A 20669-nucleotide genomic window follows, 5' to 3' on the forward strand; every position below is an offset into this window, starting at 1 on the left:
ACCTATGTCTGCGTGAACCCGCCGTCGATTACCAGCTCGCTGCAGGTGACGTAGCTTGCCGCATCGGACGCAAGGAAAACCAGCCCGCCGGCAATCTCCTCAGCGCGTGCCAACCGCCCGATCGGGTGAGAGCCGACGACGTTTTGCCGCGCCGCTTCGCGTGATGGTGCAGCGCCCAGCTCGACATAGCGGTCGATGATCGCATCCAGCATCGGCGTGTCCACTCCGCCAGGGTGCACTGAATTGACGCGGATGTTGTAGCCAAGTGCAGCAAATTCGGCACCAATGCATTTGGACAGCATCATCACCGCCGCCTTGCTGGTGCAATAGGCAGCGTTGAACGCAGCGCCGCGCAAGCCGCCCACGCTGCTTATGTTGATGACCGATGCTCCGCCGGCACGATGGTCGCCGCCTGCCTTCAGCAAAGGCAGCAGAGCCTGCACACCGATGATGACGCCATCGACATTGACTGCGTTCACCTTGTGGAACTCGGCAAGGTCAGTGTCTTCAAACCGGGTGACGATTGAAATGGCGGCATTGTTCACCAGCACGTCAAGACGATCGTATCGTTCCGACAAATAGCCGCCGATCTCGTCCCAGTCTCCTGGGCGGGTCACGTCATGGCACAGATAATCATGCGCCCCATCGATGTGCGCAGTCTCGCCAAGATCGGTCGCGATCACGGTGGCGCCAGCGTCATGCAGGGCCTTTACCGCTGCCCGGCCAATACCGCCGGTGGCGCCTGTCACCAGCGCGATGCAGTCAGGCAGGGCAATTGTCATCGGCTATCTCCTGACATGTTATTGCGCCGTCCAGCCGCCGTCGACCACCAGCTCGGCGCCGGTCATGTAGGACGAGTCCTCGCTCGCGAGGAAGAATGCAGGGCCAGCCATTTCCGCAGCATCCGCAAGGCGGCCAACGGGGGTCTGCGCGCTTGCTCCATCGACCAGTTCCTGCACTGTGCCGGCGATCCCCAGCGCCGCCATGCGGGTAAAGCCCTGCTCCAGCAGCGGCGTGCGCACGAAACCGGGGTGGAGCGAATTCACGCGGATCGGCATCCGCTTCATTGCGAATTCAATCGCGAGGCCTTTGGTGAACAGCCGCACCGCGCCCTTGGAAGCGTTGTAGGCCGAAATATCGGGATAGCCGACCAGCCCCATGATCGAGCTCATGTTGATGATGCTCGACCCTCCCTTGCGGCTGTGCCCCGCCTCGGCGAGCATCGGGGTAAAAGTCTTGCAGGCGAGGAACACGCCATCAATATTGACCGCCATGATCCGGCGCCACTCTTCCATGCTCATCGTTTCGACCGCGCCGGTCTGGTCAATGCCTGCATTGTTCACAAGGATATGAAGCGCGCCGTAGCGTTGCTCAACGTGCTCGCGAAGTGCCAGCCAGTCGGCCTCCTTGGTCACATCGGCGCGCACATAGCCTGCCTCCTGGCCGAGCGCAGCCATGGCAGATTGCGCCTGCGTACTGTCCTGCGCATCAAGGTCGCTGACAATGACCCTGGCGCCTTCGGCGACGAACCGTGCGGCGATGGCTTCACCGATGCCGCGCAAGCCTCCGCTGACCAGCGCGACGCATCCGGTCAGCCGGTTCGATGCTGCCGGGTTCATACGCCCATCATTCCGGCCGTGGTGGCGCCGTCGATCACATATTCCGCGCCTGAGATGAATGCCGCATCATCGCTGGCAAGAAAGGCGACCAGCCCTGCCACCTCGTCAAGCTGGGCGAGCCGGTTCATCGGCGACATGCCTTCGTAAGCGGCGCGCGCTGCCCCCGGATCGGGTTGTGCATTCATGATGTTCCTGATCATGTCGGTCTCCACCACGCCTGGCAATATCGCGTTCACACGCATCCTGTAGCCGCTTTTTCCGCAATGGATCGCCGCGGATCGCGCAAGTGCGCAGATCGCGGTCTTCGTGACCGAATAGGCCATGAAATTGCCCATCGCCGCGCGTGCATTCATCGATGAATTGATGATGATGGAGCCGGTCGCGCCTTCGTTGCGCTTCATCAGGCGGATGGCATGCTGCACGGTCAGCATCGCGCCTGTCTGGTTGACAGCCACGATCCGGTTCCAGTCTTCCAGCCGGATCTCTTCCACATTGCTGTCGCCGCTTTCCGTGCCGGCATTGGCAAAGGCGATGTCGAGCCTGCCGAACTCGTCCATGATCCGGTTCGACAGGCTGGTCCAGCCCGCTTCATCCTCGACGCGGTGGGGCTGGAACACAGCGCCTGTTTCATCGCACAGCGCCCTTGCCGCATCTGCCTTGGAGCCTGTGAAGATAATCTTTGCCCCCTGACGCGACAGCCGGCGCACCGTTGCAGCACCGATGCCGCCTGTGCCTCCGGTAATCAGCGCGACCATGCCATCGAGATTTTTTACCAAGGTGTTCTCCTTCTCGCCCCATGTCCTTGCCAGGAGCAGCAGAGCCGATCCACGTTTGTAACGAACGGTCCACGCCTTTGTCATGATGCACAACCTGTGATTTGGGCAAGGTGACAAATTTTGCCCGGCAGAGCACAAAAGAACAAAAGCGGGTGCAGAACCCCCTGTCGAGGATGCTTGTTTAAGGACCAAAACCATGGCCGAGCGCGATCCAAATCTTCCCATCGGCGCGGACCGTTGTACAGGTCCAAGCTGGAACGCATTGATGGAGCAGGATTCGCGGCCCGTCCCCGAATTCCTCGTCAAGGACAGCTACGAATATCGCGGGTCCGATCCGGTGCCCGCCGAACGCTACACCAGCGAGGAATGGGCAAGACTGGAGCGTGAGCGCATGTGGCCCCACGTCTGGCAGTTCGCCGCGCGCGAAGAAGACCTGCCCGAGGTCGGCGATTACGTCATCTACGAAAATGCGGGCCGTTCCTACCTCGTCAGCCGGCAGGACGATGGGTCAGTCAAGGCGATGCACAATGTCTGCCTGCATCGCGGACGCAAGCTGCGCACCCAGGACGGCAATGCCGACAAGTTCACCTGCCCGTTCCACGGCTTCACCTGGCACAAGGACGGCAGCTTCGACCACATGCCCTGCCAATGGGATTTCCGGCATCTTGAAAACACCGACATGTCCCTGCCGCAGCCCCAGGTCGGGCAGTGGCAGGGCTACATCTTCATCCGTGAGGAGCCGGGCGGCCCCACGCTGGAGGAATACCTTGCCCCGCTGCCCGATCATTTCAGCCGCTGGCGGCACGATGAATGTGCGACCGTGCTGTACGTCGCCAAGGAAGTGCCGGCGAACTGGAAAGTGGTTTCCGAAGCGTTCATGGAAAGCTGGCACACCGTGGTGACGCACCCGCAACTGCTGCCGTTTACCGGCGATTCCAACTCGGGCTACCGGACCTGGGGTGATCATGTGAACGTCAACCTGGTGCCGTTCGGGGTCATGTCGCCGCATGTGACCGAGGGTCGCGGCGAGCAGTGGATCGTCGATGAATTCGTCAAATACAACGGCCGATCGTCCGACAATTACGATGCCGGTGGCGACCCGATGGCGGTGGCGGTGCCCGACGACAAGACCGCGCGCGCGGCGCTGGGCGAGGCGATGCGCACCGCCTACACGGCGCAGACCGGCTACGACCATGACGACGCCACCGACAGCGAAGTGCTTGATGCGCTGGTCTATAATGTGTTTCCCAATTTCGCGCCATGGGGCGGGTTCATGCCCAACATCGTCTATCGTTGGCTCCCCGGCGATACGCCCGACTGGTGCACGATGGAGGTTCGCGTGATCGCCCGGGTGAAAAAAGGCGATCCGCTGCCCCGCGGCGCGGAACGCAAGTTCCTCAAGCGTGACCAGAAATGGACCGATGCGCCCGAACTGGGCGTATTGGGCCATGTCTTCGAACAGGACATGGAGAACCTGCCATTCGTGCAGCAGGGTCTGCACTGTTCCAAGAACGGCCTTGTCAACCTCGCCAATTACCAGGAGATCCGCATTCGCCAGTTTCAGGATACGCTGGCGAAATATATCGCCGGCCAACTGGGCGGGACGCAAGCGTGACGGGCGGCCACGGCGAACCTGACCCGCTGGCGCGTTTTACGCAAGAAAACCATCCGCCGCGTATTGATTGCGTGCTGATTGCAGGTGGTGTGTGGCACGACATTGATTACGCCCGGCTGGAACTTCTCAAGCTGCTGGCAGAGGATCCACGGGTCCGGACGCGGGTATTCGAGGATTACGAACAGCACGACGCGTTGCGTGCGGCCGATATCATCATCACCTATACCTGCGATGTTGTGCCATCGCTGGCCGCTCAAGAGGTGCTGAAGGAATGGCTGCACAAGGGCGGCCGCTGGTATGCGCTGCATGGCACCAATTCGATCCTGCGCCTGATGGATGACGGCTTGTGGCACGCGCCGCGACACGCGCCGTTGATGATGGACCTGCTGGGCAGCCAGTTCATCTCGCACCCACCGATCGCACCTTATCGCGTCGAAGTGGCGGATCCCGATCATGAGCTGACCCGGGGCGTCGAACCGTTCGACACCAATGACGAGCTTTACCATCTTCAATGCCATGGTGATCTGCATGTCCTGCTGGAGGCGGAATGCAGCGAAGAAGGCACCGGCTTTGCCGAAGCAGCGGACGCGCCGGGCACGCACCCCGTGTTCTATATCAAGCAGCATGGCAGCGGTGCGGTGCTTTACAACACGCTTGGCCATTGCCGCGGCCATTATGATCTGCAACCCATGGCCGAATGGTGGCCAAGCGTGGATCGCGGCGCATGGGAGCTGCCGGTGTTCCGCGACCTGCTTTCCCGCGGCATCGCCTGGCTCAAGGAGCGCAGGCATCAAGGCTGACGTGACGTCATTTGCCTTGCCCCGATCCGACCTCGATCAGCTGTCGATGTAGCTGTCCAGAGTATTGCCTGCATCATCCGGCCAGCGTGACAGGACCAGCAATCGTTTGTGCGCAAAGCCCAGCGCCAGCTCATCGGTCACCCCCATGCCGCCGTGAAACTGGATCATTTCATGGCCAAGCTCCAGCGAATGGCCGGCGACAAAAGCACGCGCACCGTGCACCGCTCTTGCAAATCCCGCTTCGCCTTGCTTCACCACGGCAAGTTCCACCAGCGCGCGTGCCTGGGTAAGCACGGCGTATTGCGCGGCCATGCGGTGCTGGATCGCCTGGAACTTGCCAAGCGGCTGCCCGAACTGTTCGCGCGTGCGCAGGTAATCGAGCGTATCGCTGAACATGCGTTCCATGATGCCCAGCGCCTCTGCCGACCGGGCGAGCGAGGCAAGACGCTCCGCATTCGCCAGCGCAAGAGGCGCCTGTTGCGCACTGCCCAATGGCTCGGCAGCCACTTCATCAAACTTTAGCAGCGCCGCGCGCGAACCATCGGCAAGCCGCCATGGCGTTGCCTCAACTCCGGCTGCGTCCGCCATGACAAGATAAAATGCCCAGCCAGTGCTGTCCGCGGGCGCGCCATCATGGCGGGCACTGACAATGTGGGCATCGGCACCATAACCGGAGATTGCGAAAGGCTTCTGCCCGCTGAGCACCGTCTGGCCTGCACGTTCCTGCGCGCTGGTCGCGACATATACGCTGCCGTTGCGGCTGCCGCGTTCGGCATGTGCAAGCGACAGCCGGGCTTGGCCAGAAACGACGCTGTCCAGCCATCTGTTCCGCTGCTGCGGAGACGCCAGCGCGGCAAAAAGCCGCCCAGCGGTCAGCACGCTTTCGATCAGCGGTTCGACGGCAAGCCCGTGCCCCAGCGCCTCGTGAATGACTGCAATGCCCATGGCATCAAGCCCCAGCCCACCTTCATCGGCAGAAAAAGGAGCGGCAATGATGCCAATTTCGCCGAGCAGCTGCCAGCCCCGGGCATCGAAGCCCTGCGGCTCGTCCAGATATTCGCGCCGACGCGCTACATCGTAACGGTCGGTCACGAAACGCTCGGCCAGCGATTTGAGCATTTCCTGATCTTGAGTGAGGTCAAAGTTCACGGTCTTCATCCCTTCGCCCGACCGGTCTACCAGCAAACCTTCCGCTCGCAGGCTCCGCAAAAAGCTAGGCGCGCGATGGCCGTAAACTTGCTCCTTCGCTGCCGCGCGCGTAGAAAAGCCACGGGAGAGATAACAAGATGACCGACCTTTTGATCAAGGATATTGATTCCGTGCGCATAACCTGCCCGGAAGATATCATTCCTGCTGCCAGGGCCCTGCACCTCATTGGCAAGAAGCTCGATCTTGCCGTCGCGCCCGCTCACGACATTGCGGACAAGCGCACGCCTGTCGACATGGACGGCAACGTGCTGGCACGCGATGTGTTTGCCTGGGGCGACGATGAAAAGGTATGGTGGCGCAATTCGCGCATCGCGTTGGAAAGCCCGATCACGTCGGCCTGCCGGTTCGAGACAGAACCGTTCTGGGCCAATGCGCAGGGGTTTCACACCCTTGTGCCCAACCGTTATCTTGAATCGATAGACATGAAGAACTTCGAGAACCGCGCCATGACCGATGCGGCCATCGTGGTGCCGGTGCACATGGCGTTCGGGCAGATCGGCGCAGTGAGCTTCAATCCGCCGGCGGGCATTACCGATCTTGCCGACGCGTTTGCCAAGCATGGTGATCTGCTGGGTGTCTATGCCCGGACCTTCCTGTCAAGCTATGTAAAGATCATGGGTTCGCTGCAGGCGCTGCCGCCCGGCTCTCGCCTTTCCAAGCGGGAGGTTGAATGCCTGCGCTGGGCCGCGATCGGCAAGACGGACATGGAGATAAGCATGATCATGTCGCGCAGCCGCGCCACGGTGCGGTTCCACATCCACAATGCGTCCACCAAGCTGAACGCCGTCAACCGCAGCCAGACAGTCTTCAAGGCCGCACAGCTGGGTTACATTTCGCTCAACCGCTGACGGGCGCCGCGCGCGTCAGGGCCGGTCGTCGAGCACCAGCTGCGCTGCCCGCCAGGCAAGCGCCATTGCCGGCGCGTTGGTGTTGCCGGTGACATGCCCCGGAATGACGGAGCAATCGACGATCCGCAGCCGTTCCAGCCCACGCACCCGCAGACGCGGATCGACAACGCTGGCCGCATCGCTCCCCATGCGGCAGGTCCCTGTCGCATGCAGCCCGCATGACGACAGGCGTCGGAACGCGGCCAGAATATCGGCATCGCTTGCAACAGCGCGGCCGGGCACCTCCTCAGTCCCGACGTGGCGGCCAAGCGGCGGCGCATGAACAAACCGGCGCATGCGCCGCACCAACGCCACCGCGCTTTCCTGGTCATGCTGCGTGGCAAGGAAATTTGGTTCGATGACGGGAGCATCGCCTGCATCGGGTCCGGTGATGTGGAGCGACCCCTTGCTCGTCAACCGCAGCAGCGACCCCAGGATGGTGAGCCCCGGCCGTGGGTCGATCCTGTCCAGCGGAACCGGGTCATTGTCGCTGCCCACGGCAAAGCTGTAGGCGCCAAGGTAGTATTGCGCGTCCACACGCCCGTCTGCATGATGAACATTGTCGAACGCGCCGACCTCGAATGGCCCTGTCGCCATGATCCCGTCGCGGCGGGTTGCCCAGCGCAGCATGGCAAGATATTTGCCCGTCCCGGTCAGGCTGCGGTGCACGCCCAGTTGCGCGGCGCCACTGCCACGCAGGCGATAGGGCATGGATAGCGACAAATGCTCCGACATGTGGCGGCCGACGTCAGGCAAGGCGATCAGCGGAGCGACGCCCGCACGGTGCAATGACGCCCCATCGCCGATACCTGATCGCTGGAGCAGCAGCGGCGTTTCGAGCGCGCCTGTACAAAGGATGATCTCTCCGGCGCAGGAAAACCGGCGCGACCTGCCGCTGATGCTGGCATCGACCGCGGACGCGCGCCCATCTGCGACCACCACGCGCTGCACCGCCGCGCCGGTAATCACCTCGACATTGGGACGGTGACGCGCCGGAGCAAGGAATGTGCCGGCCGCGCTCTGCCGCAGCCCGCGCTTTATATTGTGGCTGTACAGACCGACGCGCGGTCCGGTCTGCGCGTTGAGATCGCGCACCGGGCGCAGACCCAGCGCCGCGCCAGCCTCGATCATCCTGGCGGCAAGCGGGTGGCTGTGCACCTGTGGATCGACATGCACCGGTCCACCGCTGCCGGAAAAGCGGCCGGCGCCATCGGCGTGATCCTCCAGCGCGTTCAGCGCCTGCGTCATGCTGCCCGCGTTCCAGCCGGTAGCGCCGTGGCGGCTTTCCCACGCGTCGTAATCGGCAGGCTCGCCCCGGCTCCAGATCATGCCATTGACTGACGATGAACCGCCCACGCCCTTGCCGCGGATCCAGAATTCGGCTGCATCGCTGCCCGTTTCGCGCGGCTGTGTCACCTGGTAGAGCCAGATCTTGCGCGGATCCTTCACCAGCTTGGCAACGCCCTTGGGCAAACGGTTCCAGAAATTGTCCTCGCCGCCCGCTTCGAGGACCAGCACGCGCGATTTCCCGTCTGCACTCAGCTTTTCGGCCATGACGCAGCCGGATGATCCTGCACCGATGACGATGTAGTCCCAATGGCCGGGTTCGCTTTCCTGCGCGCCATAGCTGGCCGTTCGTATGCCGCTCCCCATCGTGTGCTCCCTTCGTGCGCCAAGATCTGGAGCAAAGCTTTGCACGTGAGCTGGCGGCGGCACCCTAGCGTTTTGGGCAGTCTGCCACCGGGCATTTTTTGCGCTCTAACGGGTGTCTGATCCTGATCCCGCTTAACAGACATGCGCCGGCCCCGGCTGCCGCTGCACGAGAAAGCATCATGCAACCCATTTGCGACACCCTCTTGACCGATGACGATCCGCCCCGGCTGATTGGCGGGCGTGACCGCGCCACTGGTCGGACGGTGTTCCCCTGCCCTGACGATCCGCGGTTCGAACAGGTGGCGTTGTCGCGATCCGGCACCTTGTGGAGCTACACCGTCCAGCGCTTCCGGCCCAAGTCACCACCCTATGCCGGCCCCGCTGCATTCCAGCCATGGGCGCTCGGCTATGTCGAGCTTCCGGGGGAGACGATCGTGGAGGCCCGGCTCGCCGAAGTCGCGTTCGACGCGATCACGATCGGCATGCCGATGGAGCTGACCATGGTGGCGCTCGATCCCGATGCGACACAGCCCGTCGGCATTCCGGCATTTCGCCCAGCGCGGACAGACGCATGAGCGATGCCTGCATCATCGGCATCGGCATCCATCCCTTCGGCAGGACCGATGGCGTATCGGGGCTTGGGCAAGGGGTCATGGCCGTGCGCCAGGCGCTTGACGATGCCGGTATCGACTGGAACGATGTGCAGATTGCCTATGGCGCCTCGGAGGCGGCGGGCAACCCCGACACGATGGTCGAACAGCTTGGCTTTACCGGCGTGCAGTTCACCAATGTGCGCAACGGCTGCGCGGCGGGTGGCTCGGCGCTGTCCTGTGCACAGATGGCGATCAGGGCCGGCGAGGCGGACATTGCGCTTGCCACCGGTTTCGACAAGCACCCGCGTGGCGCTTTCGATCCGCAGCCTGCCGAATACAATTTGCCCGCCTGGTATGGCGAAGCGGGATACATGGTGACGACGCAGTTCTTTGCCATGAAGATCATGCGCTACATGCATCTTCATGGCATCAGCCGCAGGACGTTGGGGCTGGTGGCGCAAAAAGCGTTCCGCAACGGACAACACGCCCCGCATGCCTGGCGGCGGCAGCCCGTACCGCTCGACACGATCCTCGATGCGCCCATGGTGTCCGATCCTTACTCCAAATACATGTTCTGTTCGCCTGCGGAAGGGGGCGTGGCGCTTGTCCTTGCCAGCGAGAAGAAGGCACGCGAGCTTGGCAAACCCGCAATCCGGTTGAAGGCAGCGGTGATGCGCACCCGGCCACCCGGCAGTTTCGAAGTATTCGCGCCGTCGGCCGACATCGAACGCGGCGGTTCGGCGACACAGATTGCTGCCCGCGACGCTTTCACTGCCGCGGGGATAGCGCCTGACGATATTGCCGTTGCCCAGTTGCAGGATACAGAAGCCGGCGCCGAACTGATGCACATGGCCGAAAACGGCTTTGTGACAGACGGCGAACAGGAAGAATATCTGGCGCAAGGCTGGACCGACATCGATGGCCGGCTGCCGGTGAACACCGATGGTGGCTGTCTTGCGTGCGGAGAGCCGATCGGCGCTTCGGGTCTGCGGCAGGTTTATGAAAACGTCGTCCAGCTGCGCGGTCATGGCGGTGCGCGGCAGGTTCCCGGCAATCCTGCCACGGCCTACAGCCATGTTTACGGTGCGCCGGGCGTATCGGCAGTGACGATACTGGAACGATAGCATGGACATCGACCTTTCCCCTGCCGAAAGCGCCTTCCGCGACGAGGTGCGCAGCTTTCTTGAGAAGAACCTGCCGGCGCATATAAAGGCCGGCGCGGCAGGCTCGCCCACGGTGTTCGTGGAACCCGACATCGGACAGGAATGGAACGCGATCCTCGCGCGCAAGGGCTGGCTCGCCTATCAGTGGCCGGAGGAATATGGCGGGCCGGGGTGGAGCGCGGCCCAGCGCTATATCTTCGAGAAGGAATGCGCGCTGGCGGGCGCACCCAACCTCACTGTGCTTGGCCTCAAGCTGGTTGCACCAGTCCTCTATACCTTCGGGACGCAGGAGCAGCGCCAGCATTATCTGCCCCGCATCCTGTCGGGTGAAGATTACTGGTGTCAGGGGTTTTCCGAACCGGGCGCCGGGTCCGACCTTGCCTCGCTCTCCTGCCGGGCGGAACGCGATGGCGACGATTACCGCGTCACCGGGTCCAAGATCTGGACCACGCATGCGCAATACGCCAATCGCATGTTCCTTCTGGTGCGCACCGGGACGCAAGGCAGGAAGCAGGCGGGCATTTCCTTCCTGCTGCTGGATATGGATCAGCCCGGGGTATCGGTGCGGCCGATCAGGACGCTGGCAGGCGACCATGAGGTGAACCAGGTCTTCCTGGAAGACGCGCGGGCACCTGCCGGCGATCTTGTCGGCAAGGAAGGCGATGGCTGGGCGATTGCCAAGTTTCTGCTGGAAAATGAACGCGGCGGGTCATGCCATGCGCCCAAACTGTCCTACGATCTCGATCAGATCGCGCATCAGGCACAGTCGCAGCCCGACGGGCGCGGCGGGCAATTATCGCAAGACCGTGATTGGCAGCGGCGCCTGGCAGAGCTGCGCCTGCGCACAGAAGCGCTTGAAATGATCGAGCTGAAAATCCTTGCCCGCATCAACGATGGCCGCTCCCCCGGCCCGCAATCGTCGCTGACAAAGCTCATCGCTTCCAACCTTCGACAGGATATCGACCTTCTGGCCGTTGACCTTTACGGTCCGGCCGGACTGCAATTGCCCGAAGCGCGGCCGCTTTACGGCGACAACGCGCCGGTGCCGCTGTGTTCACCGGCAGCGCAGGTGGCGTCCGCCCGTTACCTCAACAGCCGCGCGTGGACGATCTTTGGCGGCACTGACGAGGTTCAGGCAAGCATCATTGCCAAGACGGTGCTCGGGCTATGACACGGTTGGACAGGAGATTGACATGCAGCTGAGCCGGGAAGATCTGCTGCGAGCATATCGCACCATGAAGATCATCCGCGAATTCGAAGTGCGTCTCCACGAGGAGATCGCGACCGGCGAAATCGCCGGCTTCACCCATCTTTACTGTGGGCAGGAGGCGGTTGCGGTCGGCGTGTGCGAACATCTGTCCGACGATGACAAGATCGTCTCCACCCATCGCGGCCATGGCCACTGCCTAGCCAAGGGGTGCGACGTTACCGCCATGATGAAGGAAATCTGGGGCAGCAGCGAAGGGCTGTGCCACGGCAAGGGCGGGTCGATGCACATCGCCGACATGGATGAAGGCATGCTGGGCGCCAACGGCATCGTCGGCGCGGGCGCACCGATCGCGGTCGGTGCTGCGCTGACCGCGAAGATCAACGGCAAGGGCAATGTCGCAATCTCCTTTTCCGGCGATGGTGCCTGCAATCAGGGCACCACCTTCGAGGCAATGAACTTTGCCGTCGTGACGAAAGCTCCGGCAATCTTCGTCTTTGAAAACAATCATTATTCGGAACACACCGGCGTTGATTACGCGGTCGGCACGGCCGGAGACATCGCCAGCCGGGCCGAAGCGTTCGGCATGAAGGTCTGGCGCGGCGATGGCACCGATTTCTTTTCCGTGCACGACACCATGCGCGAGGTGCTGGAGCATGTGCGCGCCGGCAACGGACCGGCTGCGGTGGAGTTCGACACGGAACGCTTTTACGGCCATTTCGAAGGTGATCCGCAGCGTTACCGCGCCGATGGCGAGCTTGACCGGCTGTGGGCGGAACGTAACTGCCTCATCAAGTTTCGCGACCGCGTGACAGCAGCCAGGCTCCTGTCAGCAGAGGATCTCGACCGCATCGACGAAGAGGTGATGGCGCAGATTGACAGCGCGGTGGAGGAAGCACGCGCCGCGCCGCGCCCCACCGCCGAGGACGTGCTCAAGAACGTCTATATCAGCTACTGAACGAAAGCGCGCACGATGACACAGATGGCCTATCGCGATGCGGTGCGACAGACGATTTTTGCAGAGATGGAGCGGGATGAAAACGTCGTCATGCTGGGCGAGGATATCGTCGGCGGCATGGGCACGGCAGGCGGGCCAGAAGCGATCGGCGGGATCTGGTCGACCTCGACGGGTTTCTACGATGCCTTCGGCGCGGATCGCGTCATCGACACGCCCATTTCGGAAAGCGCGATCATCGGTGCGGCAGGCGGCCTGGCGCTGACGGGCAAGCGGCCCATTGCCGAATTGATGTTCGCCGATTTCATCGGGGTCTCGCTCGACCAGATCTGGAACCAGATTGCCAAGTTTCGCTACATGTTCGGCGGGAAATCCCGCTGCCCGGCGGTATTGCGCATGATCTATGGTGCCGGCTTCAATGCAGCAGCGCAGCACAGCCAGTCAGTGCACCAGATCCTGACCGGCATGCCGGGTTTGAAGGTCGTCATGCCGGCAACGCCGGGCGACGCCGCCGGCCTGCTGCGCGAGGCGATCAGGGACGACGATCCGGTCGTGTTTCTTGAACACAAGGCGCTTTACGGGGTCAAGGGAGAGGTTCCCGACGACCCTGATTATACCATTCCGTTCGGCCATGCCCGGCTCGCCCGCGCCGGTGAGGATGTGACGATCGTTGCCACCGGCATGATGGTAGGGATGGCGGAACGGGCCGCCGACAGCCTTGCCAGCGACGGGATCGGCTGCGATGTCCTCGACCTTCGCACCACCAGCCCGCTTGATGAAGAAGCGGTGCTGGATTCGGTCGAGGTCACCGGCCGGCTCGTCGTGGTGGACGAGGCTCCGCCGCGCTGCAACCTTGCCACGGACATCGTTGCGCTGGTGGCGCACAAGGCATTTGCCAGCCTTCGCGCGCCGGCGCAGATGGTGACGCCCCCGCACACGCCTGTCCCTTTCGCCCGTGAGCTTGAAAGCGCCTATCTGCCCAGCCCCGACAAGATCGAGGCCGCGGCGCGCAAGGCTCTGGACTATCGCTGAGGAGGCGAACGAACATGGCCAAACTGCGCGCGTTCACCATGCCCAAATGGGGCATTGAAATGACGGAAGGCACGCTTGCCGAATGGATGGTTGCAGAAGGCGAGGATATCGCCAAGGGTGGCACCATCTGCCTCATCGAAACGGCCAAGATCACCAATGAGGTGGAGGCGGAATATGCCGCCACAGTGCGCCGGGTCATCGCACAGCCGGCAGAGGAGCTGCCGGTGGGCGCGCTGCTCGCCGTGTTCGACGATGGCGCGGACGCCAGCGAGGAGGAGGTGGATGCCTTTGTCGCCAGCTTCGTGCCGGCGACAGGCGGCACTGCCGATGGGAGGCTGGTCAAGGAGGAAGGGCGGGAAACACCGCCGCCAGCGCCTCAGGAGCAGCCAGCGGCCGGTGAACCGGACCCTGCCGACAGCAACGCGCAGCCGGGGCGCGCGAGGATCGACACCAACCGCGCGATCAGTCCGCAGGCGCTGCGCCTCGCAGAGGTCGAGCGGCTTGATCTTGCCGATGTGACAGGCTCGGGCCGCGGCGGCCGCATCACCTTTCAGGATGTGCAGCAGGCTGTGCGCGGGCCGAATACCGCGAAGCCGCGCGGCCCGGCACCATTGCCGCCCGAAGACGCGATTTTCGCCTCCCCGCTGGCGCGGCGCATCGCGGCGCTGCATGGCATTGCGCTGTCGACGCTGACCGGCACCGGGCGGCGCGGACGCATCTGCAAGTCGGACGTGCTGGCAAAGGTCGAGAATGACGGCGATAGCGCAGAGCGTGCTGCACCTTTCCGGCTGATCGCCAATGACGCCATCATCGTGCCTTTCGACAAGATCCGGACGATGGTGGCCAAACGGCTCACAGCCGCCAAGCAGGACATTCCGCATTTCTACCTGCGCATGCAGATCGATGCCGGAGCCTTGCTGGAGATGCGTCGGGCAGCCAATCTGCTGCTTGGGTGCAAGGCGACGATCAACGATTTTCTCGTCATGGCAGCAGCGCGCGCGCTGGCGCACCATCGCGATGTGAACGTGCAGCTGCATGGCAGCGATCTGCATCAGTTTGCCCATGCCGATGTAGCGATTGCCGTGGCCGGCGAGAAGGGACTGACAACGCCGATCATCCGTCAGGCGGATCGCATGCGCATCGACCAGATCGCTGCTGCAACGCGCGATCTTGTGGCGAGGGCCAATTCCGGATCGCTGCGTTACGAAGAGATGGACGGCGGCACATTCACCATTTCCAACCTCGGCATGTTCGGCATCGACAGCTTTGATGCCATCATCAATCCGCCGCAAGGTGCAATCCTCGCCGTGGGACAGACCAGCAGGGTCGCTGTGGAAACCGCCAGTGGCGAGGTTGCCTTTGCGGACCGCATGCACCTGACCCTGTCGGTCGATCATCGCGCAATCGACGGGGCTGCGGCGGCTCGGTTCCTGCAGACATTCAAACGCATGCTTGAAGATCCTGAACATCTGTTCGGAAACGGGGGCTAACGCCATGGCGAAACCGGGAAGCCTTGCTGCGACAGGCAGCGTCATGCAGCTGGCTTACCTGCCGCAGGATTTCGATGCAGCGGTGCATTACTGGACGCAGACGATGGGTGTTGGTCCTTTCTTTCTGCTGGAAAATATCCGGCTGGGTGACATGACCTACAAGGGACAGCCTACCCACGCTGTGTTTTCGGTCGCAATCGCTTACTGGAACGACATCCAGATTGAACTTGTCCGGCCGGAAAACGATGCCCCTGCCCATTACAGCGGCGAACATCGGGTGCACGACCGGGTGCAGCATGTCTGCATCGTGGTGGACGACATCGCGGATGCATACGCAGCCTGCGACAAGGCTGGCGCTGAGATATTGGTGGAAGGCAAAGTGGGCGCAGCCGGCAGCGTGATCTACGCCGATCCCGGTCTTGGGCCCGGAGGCATCGTGGAATTTGTCAAGCTCGACCAGGGCGGTGCCGAACTTTTCGCCATGATGAAGGAAGCCGCGAGCGATTGGGACGGCACAGAACCACTGCGCAGGCTTGGCTGATCATCCGGTCGGCAGCGCTTGATAGCCATGTGCTGCCACCCAGCTGCGATGCCCGGGCACATGCCATGATGGCATGCCGGTTAATCTGCTCGCCTTTGCCTGGTTGCCTTGATACCGGCACCGGTGAGCGCCTGCTTAAAACGTTCAGCACCGCGCCAACTCCTGACCAGTCGGGCAGGCATCGGGAGGGGGCCCGGCCGCAGCTGTTTGCGGCGAGGGCCTCCCGTCCAATATCGAGCGCACATCGTATCAGTTCCGAAAGACCGGACGCATGCCTGGACGACAAGCGCGGGCCTTCTTGCACGATCAGCCATGCGCTGTTCGCCCGGGGCAGGAAAGCGAAGCGCATCGAGCATCGGCCCAACTCCCCTACCCAGTCCCGCTACCCAGCCGCTCAGCAGGCTGCGGCGCGCTCCTGACTTTCCGGCGTCTTCATCCCTCAGCTTTTGCCGCCAGCTCCTTTGCCCAGCGGTAGTTCTGCTTGCCGGCGGGCGAGCGTTCGACTGCATCTGTCCACACCAGCGCCCTTGGCAATTTGTATCCGGCGAGCTTTTCTGAAAGAAAACTGCGGAGTTCGGTCAGTTCCGGCGCGGCGGCTCCTTCGCGAAGGGAAGCTATGGCCACCACTTTTTCGCCCCACCGCTCGTCTGCCTTGCCGACGACCACTGCATCGAACACGGCTGGATGGGCGCGCAATGCCTCCTCCACCTCTTCAGGATAGATCTTTTCGCCGCCGCTGTTGATGCAGGTCGAGCCGCGACCGAACACCGTTATCATCCCGTCCTCATCAAGCCGGGCGGTGTCCCCGCTTACTGCCCATAGCCGGTCACCGATGATGCGGAAGGTCTCTTCCGTTTTTGCCGCGTCTCCGAAATATCCGACCGGCGTATGACCGGACCGGGCGACAAAACCGATTTCGCCGGCATGCGCCAGCCGCCCGTCGATCACCACCTGCTGATCCGGCCCCGAAGGCAGCCGCATGAGCCCTTCGCTGCCTTGCATCGCCTGACCCGAAACGCCGGTCTCGGACGCTCCCATGCCGTCTGTCACCTTGGCGTTCCCGGGCAACATGGACTGGAGGTCGGCCTGGACCTGACGCGAGAATACCGCACCGCCGGAACCGAAATTCACCACATGGGCAAGATTCCAGCGCCCTGGATTGTCACGCAAGGCGTCGCGCAGCGGCACCGCCATCGCATCGCCGACGACCTGCACGATGTTGACCTTTTGCTCTGCCACCTTTGTCCAGATCCGTTCAGCGTCAAACCTTGCTCCCTCGTCGATGACGATGGTCAGGCCGTTGAGCATGGCGGACCAGACCGCCCACACCGCTGCTGCATGCATCAATGGCGCCACCGGCATCATGCGCAGGGGATAGCCGGTTGCTGCGCGATCCGCCGCGTCGGCTGGCTCCACCAGCGGACCGGTGGGGTTGAAATGTCCCCCTCCACCGGCGCATGCAAAGACAAACGCCTTGTGCGGCCACATCACCCCTTTTGGAAAACCGGTCGTGCCGCCGGTATAGGTCAGGAGGATGTCATCCTCGCTCCGCTCCCGGGTATCACCTGAACCGGCCCCATCAGGGTCGGTCTGCAGCAGGTCGGCGTAAGCGGCAGAAGCGCTGCAATCGGCGCCGCTCCCATCGTCCACTGCAACGCTCGTCTTGAGCGATGGCAGGTCGCTGCTGAGGTTGCGCACGACTGGCCCGAACTGCGCATCGTGGATGATGGCTGCTGCACGCGCATCTGCAAACAGCTGGCGCAGCTCGTCCTCCCGGTAACGGTAGTTCACGTTGAACGGCACCGCGCCAAGCTTGATGACGGCGATGAACGCTTCGAGATGTTCGGCGCGGTTGGTCAGGAACAGGCCGACATTGTCGCCGCGCGTCACACCCCGCGCGGCAAGGCCGGCGGCCACGCTGTTTGCCCGGCGGTCAAGCTGCGCATAGGTGAGCGTGAGACTGTCGGAGATAATCGCGATGCGGTCCGGCACCGTTGCGGCAATGGTTTCGAACAGATCTGCCAGATGGAACTGTCGCGCCATCAGCAAGACCCCTGCGGCACCTGGCCGTGACAGCCGCATTGCGCGGTCGCGGCTCTTGCCCGGCTCGCCCGATCTTCCGTGTGGATCACCCATGCGATCACACTTTGTGCCTGGCGACTACATGCCTCTCCTGCTTTCACCTGCATCTCTCCCGGCCCATTGACTTGCTGCACTGGCACCCGCGCACACCGTCCGCGGTATCCTGCAGGGGAAAACATCCTTGCGCCTGAGGACCGCCCGGCGCAGTAAATCACCGCAGCAAGACTTGCGCAAGGCCGATGTCATGGGCAACGGGATCAATCCCGCCCATTTCGGGCCATCGAAGAATTACGCAGCACCTGGCTGCAAACCGGAAACGAAATCGACGGAGATTGCCCGGTGGATGTTTCAACCGCTGTCGAACAGCGTCGCTCGACCCGGCATTTCGCCGCCCGTCCGGTGGACCAGGCCATTCTTCTCCGCGTGTTCGCACAGGCCGGCAATGCCCCATCAGGCGGCAATCTTCAGCCTTGGCATGCGACCGTGCTTGCAGGTGACAGGCTGGCCGATCTGCGCCGCCAGATGCAGGTCGCCTTGCAGGCTCCGCCCGGTAGCGAAATGCCTGAATACCGCATCTATCCTGAAAACCTGCCGGATCCATGGCGGTCGCGACGGTCTGCCAATGGCGAGGCGATGTATGCCTCTGTCGGTATCGGCAGGGACGATCGTGGCGGCCGCATGGCGCAGGTGATGCGCAATTTTACCTTCTTTGACGCGCCGGTCGGTGCGTTCGTGCACATGCCGCGCATCATGGGGCCGCCGCAATGGGCCGATGTCGGCATGTGGCTGCAGACGGTCATGCTGCTGCTGGTCGAACAAGGTTTGGCCTCTTGCGCGCAGGAAGCGTGGTCTGCCTATCCCGATACCGTCAAGCGCGTTGCCGGTATTCCGGACGATCATGTCCTGTTCTGCGGCCTCGCCATCGGCTGGCCCGAACCGGACGCGGCCATCAACCGCTTTGCCAATCCGCGCGTCGCGCTTGAAGATACGGTGCGGTTCCTTGACTGAGCGCTGCCTCTGCGCACAGGGGCGCGGCTGAACATGCAGCTTGCGTCTTCTCCTGCCGATGCAGACGGTCCGGCGATCGGCAAGCGCGAGCAGGGCGTGGCGGATCGCCGGCGGCGGTTGATCAAGGCAGCGACCGAATTGCTGACCGAGCGGGAGGACGGCAGCTTTTCTATGCCCGAACTTGCCCGCCGGGCGCAGGTGAGCCTGGCGACGCCTTACAATCTGTTCGGGTCCAAGGCAGCTGTGCTGGCACAGGTATTCGAGCGGCTTGCCCATGGCTTCAACCGCGACCCTGCCTGGATGAGCGGGCTGGGTGCAGCAGACCGGATCCTTGGCGTCATTGACCGGCTGACGCTTGCCTACGAGCAGCAGGGGCGCCTGTTCCGCAGCCTGTGGCGCGCGCTGTACGGGCTGGATCTTGCCGAACAGGGCGACCTCAACCTGTCGCTCAGCAACGAGATCGTGCGCCCGCTGGTCAATGGCTTGGCCACAGACCGGCTGCTGATCGAAAACGTGCCGGCTCATGTGCTGGAACTTACGCTGGCCCGGATTTTCGAAGCCAATTTCGAACAATGGGCGGCGCAGGACTGGACCGCTTCGCAATTGCGTGACCATCTTCAGGCAGGTTTCGCTTTGGTATTCATCGGGCTGGTAGGTCCCGCGGACAAGGCGCGGTTGAACGATGCAATGCAGGATGCGGCGCAGCGCCTGCCCGTCGCCCCCACCGCCAGGGACGTCACAAATCCATAATTCGTCAGTACGCTTGACGCGAGCACCGATAACTATAATGCATTATAAATATAGCAGTCGATGGAGTGATCCGATCCATGCGCGACGTCTTTATCTTCGATCATGTCCGCACCCCGCGCGGGCGTGGCAAGCCCGATGGCGGCCTGCACGAAGCAACCCCGGTCGAACTGTCCCGCCAGCTGATGGTCGCGCTCAAAACGCGCAACGATCTGCCCGCAGACAGCGTCGACGAAGTGGTCATGGGCACGGTCACGACAGCAGGCGAGCAAGGCGCAACCCTGCCGCGCATCGCGCCGGTGCTGGCGGGGTTCGCCGATTCAACGCCCGGTTTGCAGATCAACCGCGCCTGCGCGTCTGCACTGGAAGCGGTCAGCATCGTTGCTGCCAAGATCGGCTGCGGCATGGCCGACATGGCGATCGCCGGCGGGGTGGAAAGCATGTCGCGCATCCCGATGGGATCGGATGGCGGCGGTCCGCACGGCGTCGATCCGCGTGTCAGTTTCGAACGCCCCTTCGTGATGCAGGGGGTCAGCGCCGACCTGCTTGCCAATCTCAACGGCTATTCGCGCGACGATCTGGATGCTTATGCGCTGGCCAGTCAGCAACGCGCGGCGCAGGCGTGGGACGAAGGCCGCTTCGATGGTTCCATCGTGCCGGTGGTGGATGTGATGGGCACCGTGCTGCTTGACCGTGACGAACATCTGCGTCCCGATACCACGATGCAGTCGCTGGGCGCACTGCCGCCGGCCTTTGCGAAAATCGGCGAGACGATGGGTTTCGATGCGGTCGCGGTGCAGCATTATCCGCAGATCGACCGCATCGAACATGTGCACACCGCCGCGACCAGTTCAGGCATCGTCGATGGCGCGGGCCTGATGCTGATCGGATCCGCAGAAGCCGGTGACCGGATCGGGCGCAAGCCGCGCGCGCGCATCCGCTCCTTCGTCAGCATGGGTTCCGAACCGGTGCTGATGCTGGACGGGCCGACGCCGGTGTGCCGCCGCGCGTTGGCGACCGCCGGGCTGGAAGCGTCCGACATCGAATTGTGGGAGCTGAACGAAGCATTCGCCGCCGTGCCGCTGCGGCTGATGGACACGATGAACGTGCCGCATGATCGCATGAATGTGAACGGCGGCGCCATTGCCATGGGCCATCCGCTGGGCGCGACGGGCGCGATGATCGCCGGCACGCTGATCGATGAAATGGAGCGGCGCGGGCTTGGCCTTGGTCTGGTCACATTATGCGCGGCAGGCGGCATGGGTATCGCCATGGTTCTGGAACGGGTGTGA

At 63.0% G+C, this 20669-nt stretch carries 19 protein-coding genes; 13 read left to right on the forward strand and 6 right to left on the reverse strand.

Annotated elements, in window-relative coordinates:
* Positions 1 to 2 precede the first annotated feature (2 nt).
* From RM533_RS07335 to RM533_RS07345, 3 genes are read right to left on the reverse strand one after another with little or no spacing between them, the layout of a single operon-like run.
* Positions 3 to 782: an SDR family NAD(P)-dependent oxidoreductase gene (locus RM533_RS07335; RefSeq protein ID WP_311340573.1), complete on the reverse strand. Its 780-nt coding sequence runs from the start codon at positions 780 to 782 to the stop codon at positions 3 to 5.
* An 18-nt stretch (positions 783 to 800) separates the two neighbouring features.
* A complete protein-coding gene (locus RM533_RS07340; RefSeq protein WP_311340574.1) occupies positions 801 to 1619 on the reverse strand; it encodes an SDR family NAD(P)-dependent oxidoreductase in 819 nt (272 codons plus the stop codon).
* Positions 1616 to 2479 carry an SDR family oxidoreductase gene (locus RM533_RS07345; protein WP_311340575.1) on the reverse strand — a complete coding sequence of 288 codons (864 nt, stop codon included), beginning with the start codon at positions 2477 to 2479 and terminating at the stop codon, positions 1616 to 1618. Before RM533_RS07345 ends, RM533_RS07340 begins: the two co-directional genes overlap by 4 nt.
* Positions 2480 to 2591: 112 nt before the next feature.
* Between RM533_RS07345 and RM533_RS07350 the strand changes: the two genes are divergently transcribed.
* Together RM533_RS07350 and RM533_RS07355 are read left to right on the forward strand one after the other, a co-directional pair.
* A complete protein-coding gene (locus tag RM533_RS07350) occupies positions 2592 to 4010 on the forward strand; it encodes an aromatic ring-hydroxylating oxygenase subunit alpha (protein WP_311340576.1) in 1419 nt (472 codons plus the stop codon).
* Positions 4007 to 4810 carry a ThuA domain-containing protein gene (locus RM533_RS07355; protein ID WP_311340577.1) on the forward strand — a complete coding sequence of 268 codons (804 nt, stop codon included), beginning with the start codon at positions 4007 to 4009 and terminating at the stop codon, positions 4808 to 4810. Before RM533_RS07350 ends, RM533_RS07355 begins: the two co-directional genes overlap by 4 nt.
* 36 nt (positions 4811 to 4846) lie before the next feature.
* On the opposite strand, the gene RM533_RS07360 is transcribed toward RM533_RS07355, so the two are convergent.
* The gene (locus RM533_RS07360; RefSeq protein WP_311340578.1) at positions 4847 to 5968 is read right to left on the reverse strand and encodes an acyl-CoA dehydrogenase family protein; all 1122 of its coding nucleotides are present in this window, start codon (positions 5966 to 5968) and stop codon (positions 4847 to 4849) included.
* A gap of 128 nt (positions 5969 to 6096) precedes the next feature.
* Between RM533_RS07360 and RM533_RS07365 the strand changes: the two genes are divergently transcribed.
* Positions 6097 to 6867, forward strand: coding sequence for a helix-turn-helix transcriptional regulator (locus tag RM533_RS07365; RefSeq protein WP_311340579.1), 771 nt, complete (start codon positions 6097 to 6099; stop codon positions 6865 to 6867).
* 15 nt (positions 6868 to 6882) lie between these two features.
* Here the strand turns inward: RM533_RS07365 and RM533_RS07370 are convergent, their stop codons facing one another.
* Positions 6883 to 8559 carry a GMC family oxidoreductase gene (locus RM533_RS07370; RefSeq protein WP_311340580.1) on the reverse strand — a complete coding sequence of 559 codons (1677 nt, stop codon included), beginning with the start codon at positions 8557 to 8559 and terminating at the stop codon, positions 6883 to 6885.
* 179 nt (positions 8560 to 8738) lie between these two features.
* On the opposite strand from RM533_RS07370, the gene RM533_RS07375 reads away from it, so the two are divergent.
* From RM533_RS07375 to RM533_RS07405, 7 genes are read left to right on the forward strand one after another with little or no spacing between them, the layout of a single operon-like run.
* Positions 8739 to 9134 (forward strand): Zn-ribbon domain-containing OB-fold protein, encoded by a 396-nt coding sequence (locus RM533_RS07375; RefSeq protein ID WP_311340581.1) that lies wholly within the window; start codon positions 8739 to 8741, stop codon positions 9132 to 9134.
* The gene (locus RM533_RS07380; RefSeq protein WP_311340582.1) at positions 9131 to 10276 is read left to right on the forward strand and encodes a thiolase family protein; all 1146 of its coding nucleotides are present in this window, start codon (positions 9131 to 9133) and stop codon (positions 10274 to 10276) included. The genes RM533_RS07375 and RM533_RS07380 overlap by 4 nt, the downstream gene beginning before the upstream one ends.
* Position 10277: 1 nt before the next feature.
* A complete protein-coding gene (locus tag RM533_RS07385; RefSeq protein WP_311340583.1) occupies positions 10278 to 11486 on the forward strand; it encodes an acyl-CoA dehydrogenase family protein in 1209 nt (402 codons plus the stop codon).
* Between the two features lie 22 nt (positions 11487 to 11508).
* Complete coding sequence (locus tag RM533_RS07390) at positions 11509 to 12480, forward strand: thiamine pyrophosphate-dependent dehydrogenase E1 component subunit alpha (protein WP_311340584.1); 972 nt, start codon at positions 11509 to 11511, stop codon at positions 12478 to 12480.
* A gap of 15 nt (positions 12481 to 12495) precedes the next feature.
* Positions 12496 to 13509 carry an alpha-ketoacid dehydrogenase subunit beta gene (locus RM533_RS07395; RefSeq protein WP_311340585.1) on the forward strand — a complete coding sequence of 338 codons (1014 nt, stop codon included), beginning with the start codon at positions 12496 to 12498 and terminating at the stop codon, positions 13507 to 13509.
* 14 nt (positions 13510 to 13523) lie between these two features.
* On the forward strand, positions 13524 to 14999 hold the full coding sequence (locus RM533_RS07400) for a dihydrolipoamide acetyltransferase family protein (protein WP_311340586.1): 1476 nt from the start codon (positions 13524 to 13526) through the stop codon (positions 14997 to 14999).
* Between the two features lie 4 nt (positions 15000 to 15003).
* Positions 15004 to 15540 carry a VOC family protein gene (locus RM533_RS07405; RefSeq protein ID WP_311340587.1) on the forward strand — a complete coding sequence of 179 codons (537 nt, stop codon included), beginning with the start codon at positions 15004 to 15006 and terminating at the stop codon, positions 15538 to 15540.
* A gap of 432 nt (positions 15541 to 15972) precedes the next feature.
* Here RM533_RS07405 and RM533_RS07410 read toward each other — a convergent pair whose 3' ends face one another.
* Positions 15973 to 17676: an AMP-binding protein gene (locus RM533_RS07410; RefSeq protein ID WP_311340588.1), complete on the reverse strand. Its 1704-nt coding sequence runs from the start codon at positions 17674 to 17676 to the stop codon at positions 15973 to 15975.
* Positions 17677 to 17961: 285 nt separating this feature from the next.
* Here RM533_RS07410 and RM533_RS07415 point away from each other — a divergent pair, with 285 nt between their 5' ends.
* The 3 genes from RM533_RS07415 (at position 17962) to RM533_RS07425 (ending at position 20669) form a co-directional block, all read left to right on the forward strand.
* Positions 17962 to 18630 (forward strand): nitroreductase, encoded by a 669-nt coding sequence (locus RM533_RS07415; RefSeq protein WP_311340589.1) that lies wholly within the window; start codon positions 17962 to 17964, stop codon positions 18628 to 18630.
* 33 nt (positions 18631 to 18663) lie between these two features.
* The gene (locus RM533_RS07420) at positions 18664 to 19380 is read left to right on the forward strand and encodes a TetR/AcrR family transcriptional regulator (RefSeq protein WP_311340590.1); all 717 of its coding nucleotides are present in this window, start codon (positions 18664 to 18666) and stop codon (positions 19378 to 19380) included.
* 77 nt (positions 19381 to 19457) lie between these two features.
* Positions 19458 to 20669 (forward strand): acetyl-CoA C-acetyltransferase, encoded by a 1212-nt coding sequence (locus RM533_RS07425; RefSeq protein ID WP_311340591.1) that lies wholly within the window; start codon positions 19458 to 19460, stop codon positions 20667 to 20669.

Origin of the sequence: Croceicoccus esteveae, assembly GCF_031846435.1 — a bacterium.
GTDB classification, from domain to species: domain Bacteria; phylum Pseudomonadota; class Alphaproteobacteria; order Sphingomonadales; family Sphingomonadaceae; genus Croceicoccus; species Croceicoccus esteveae.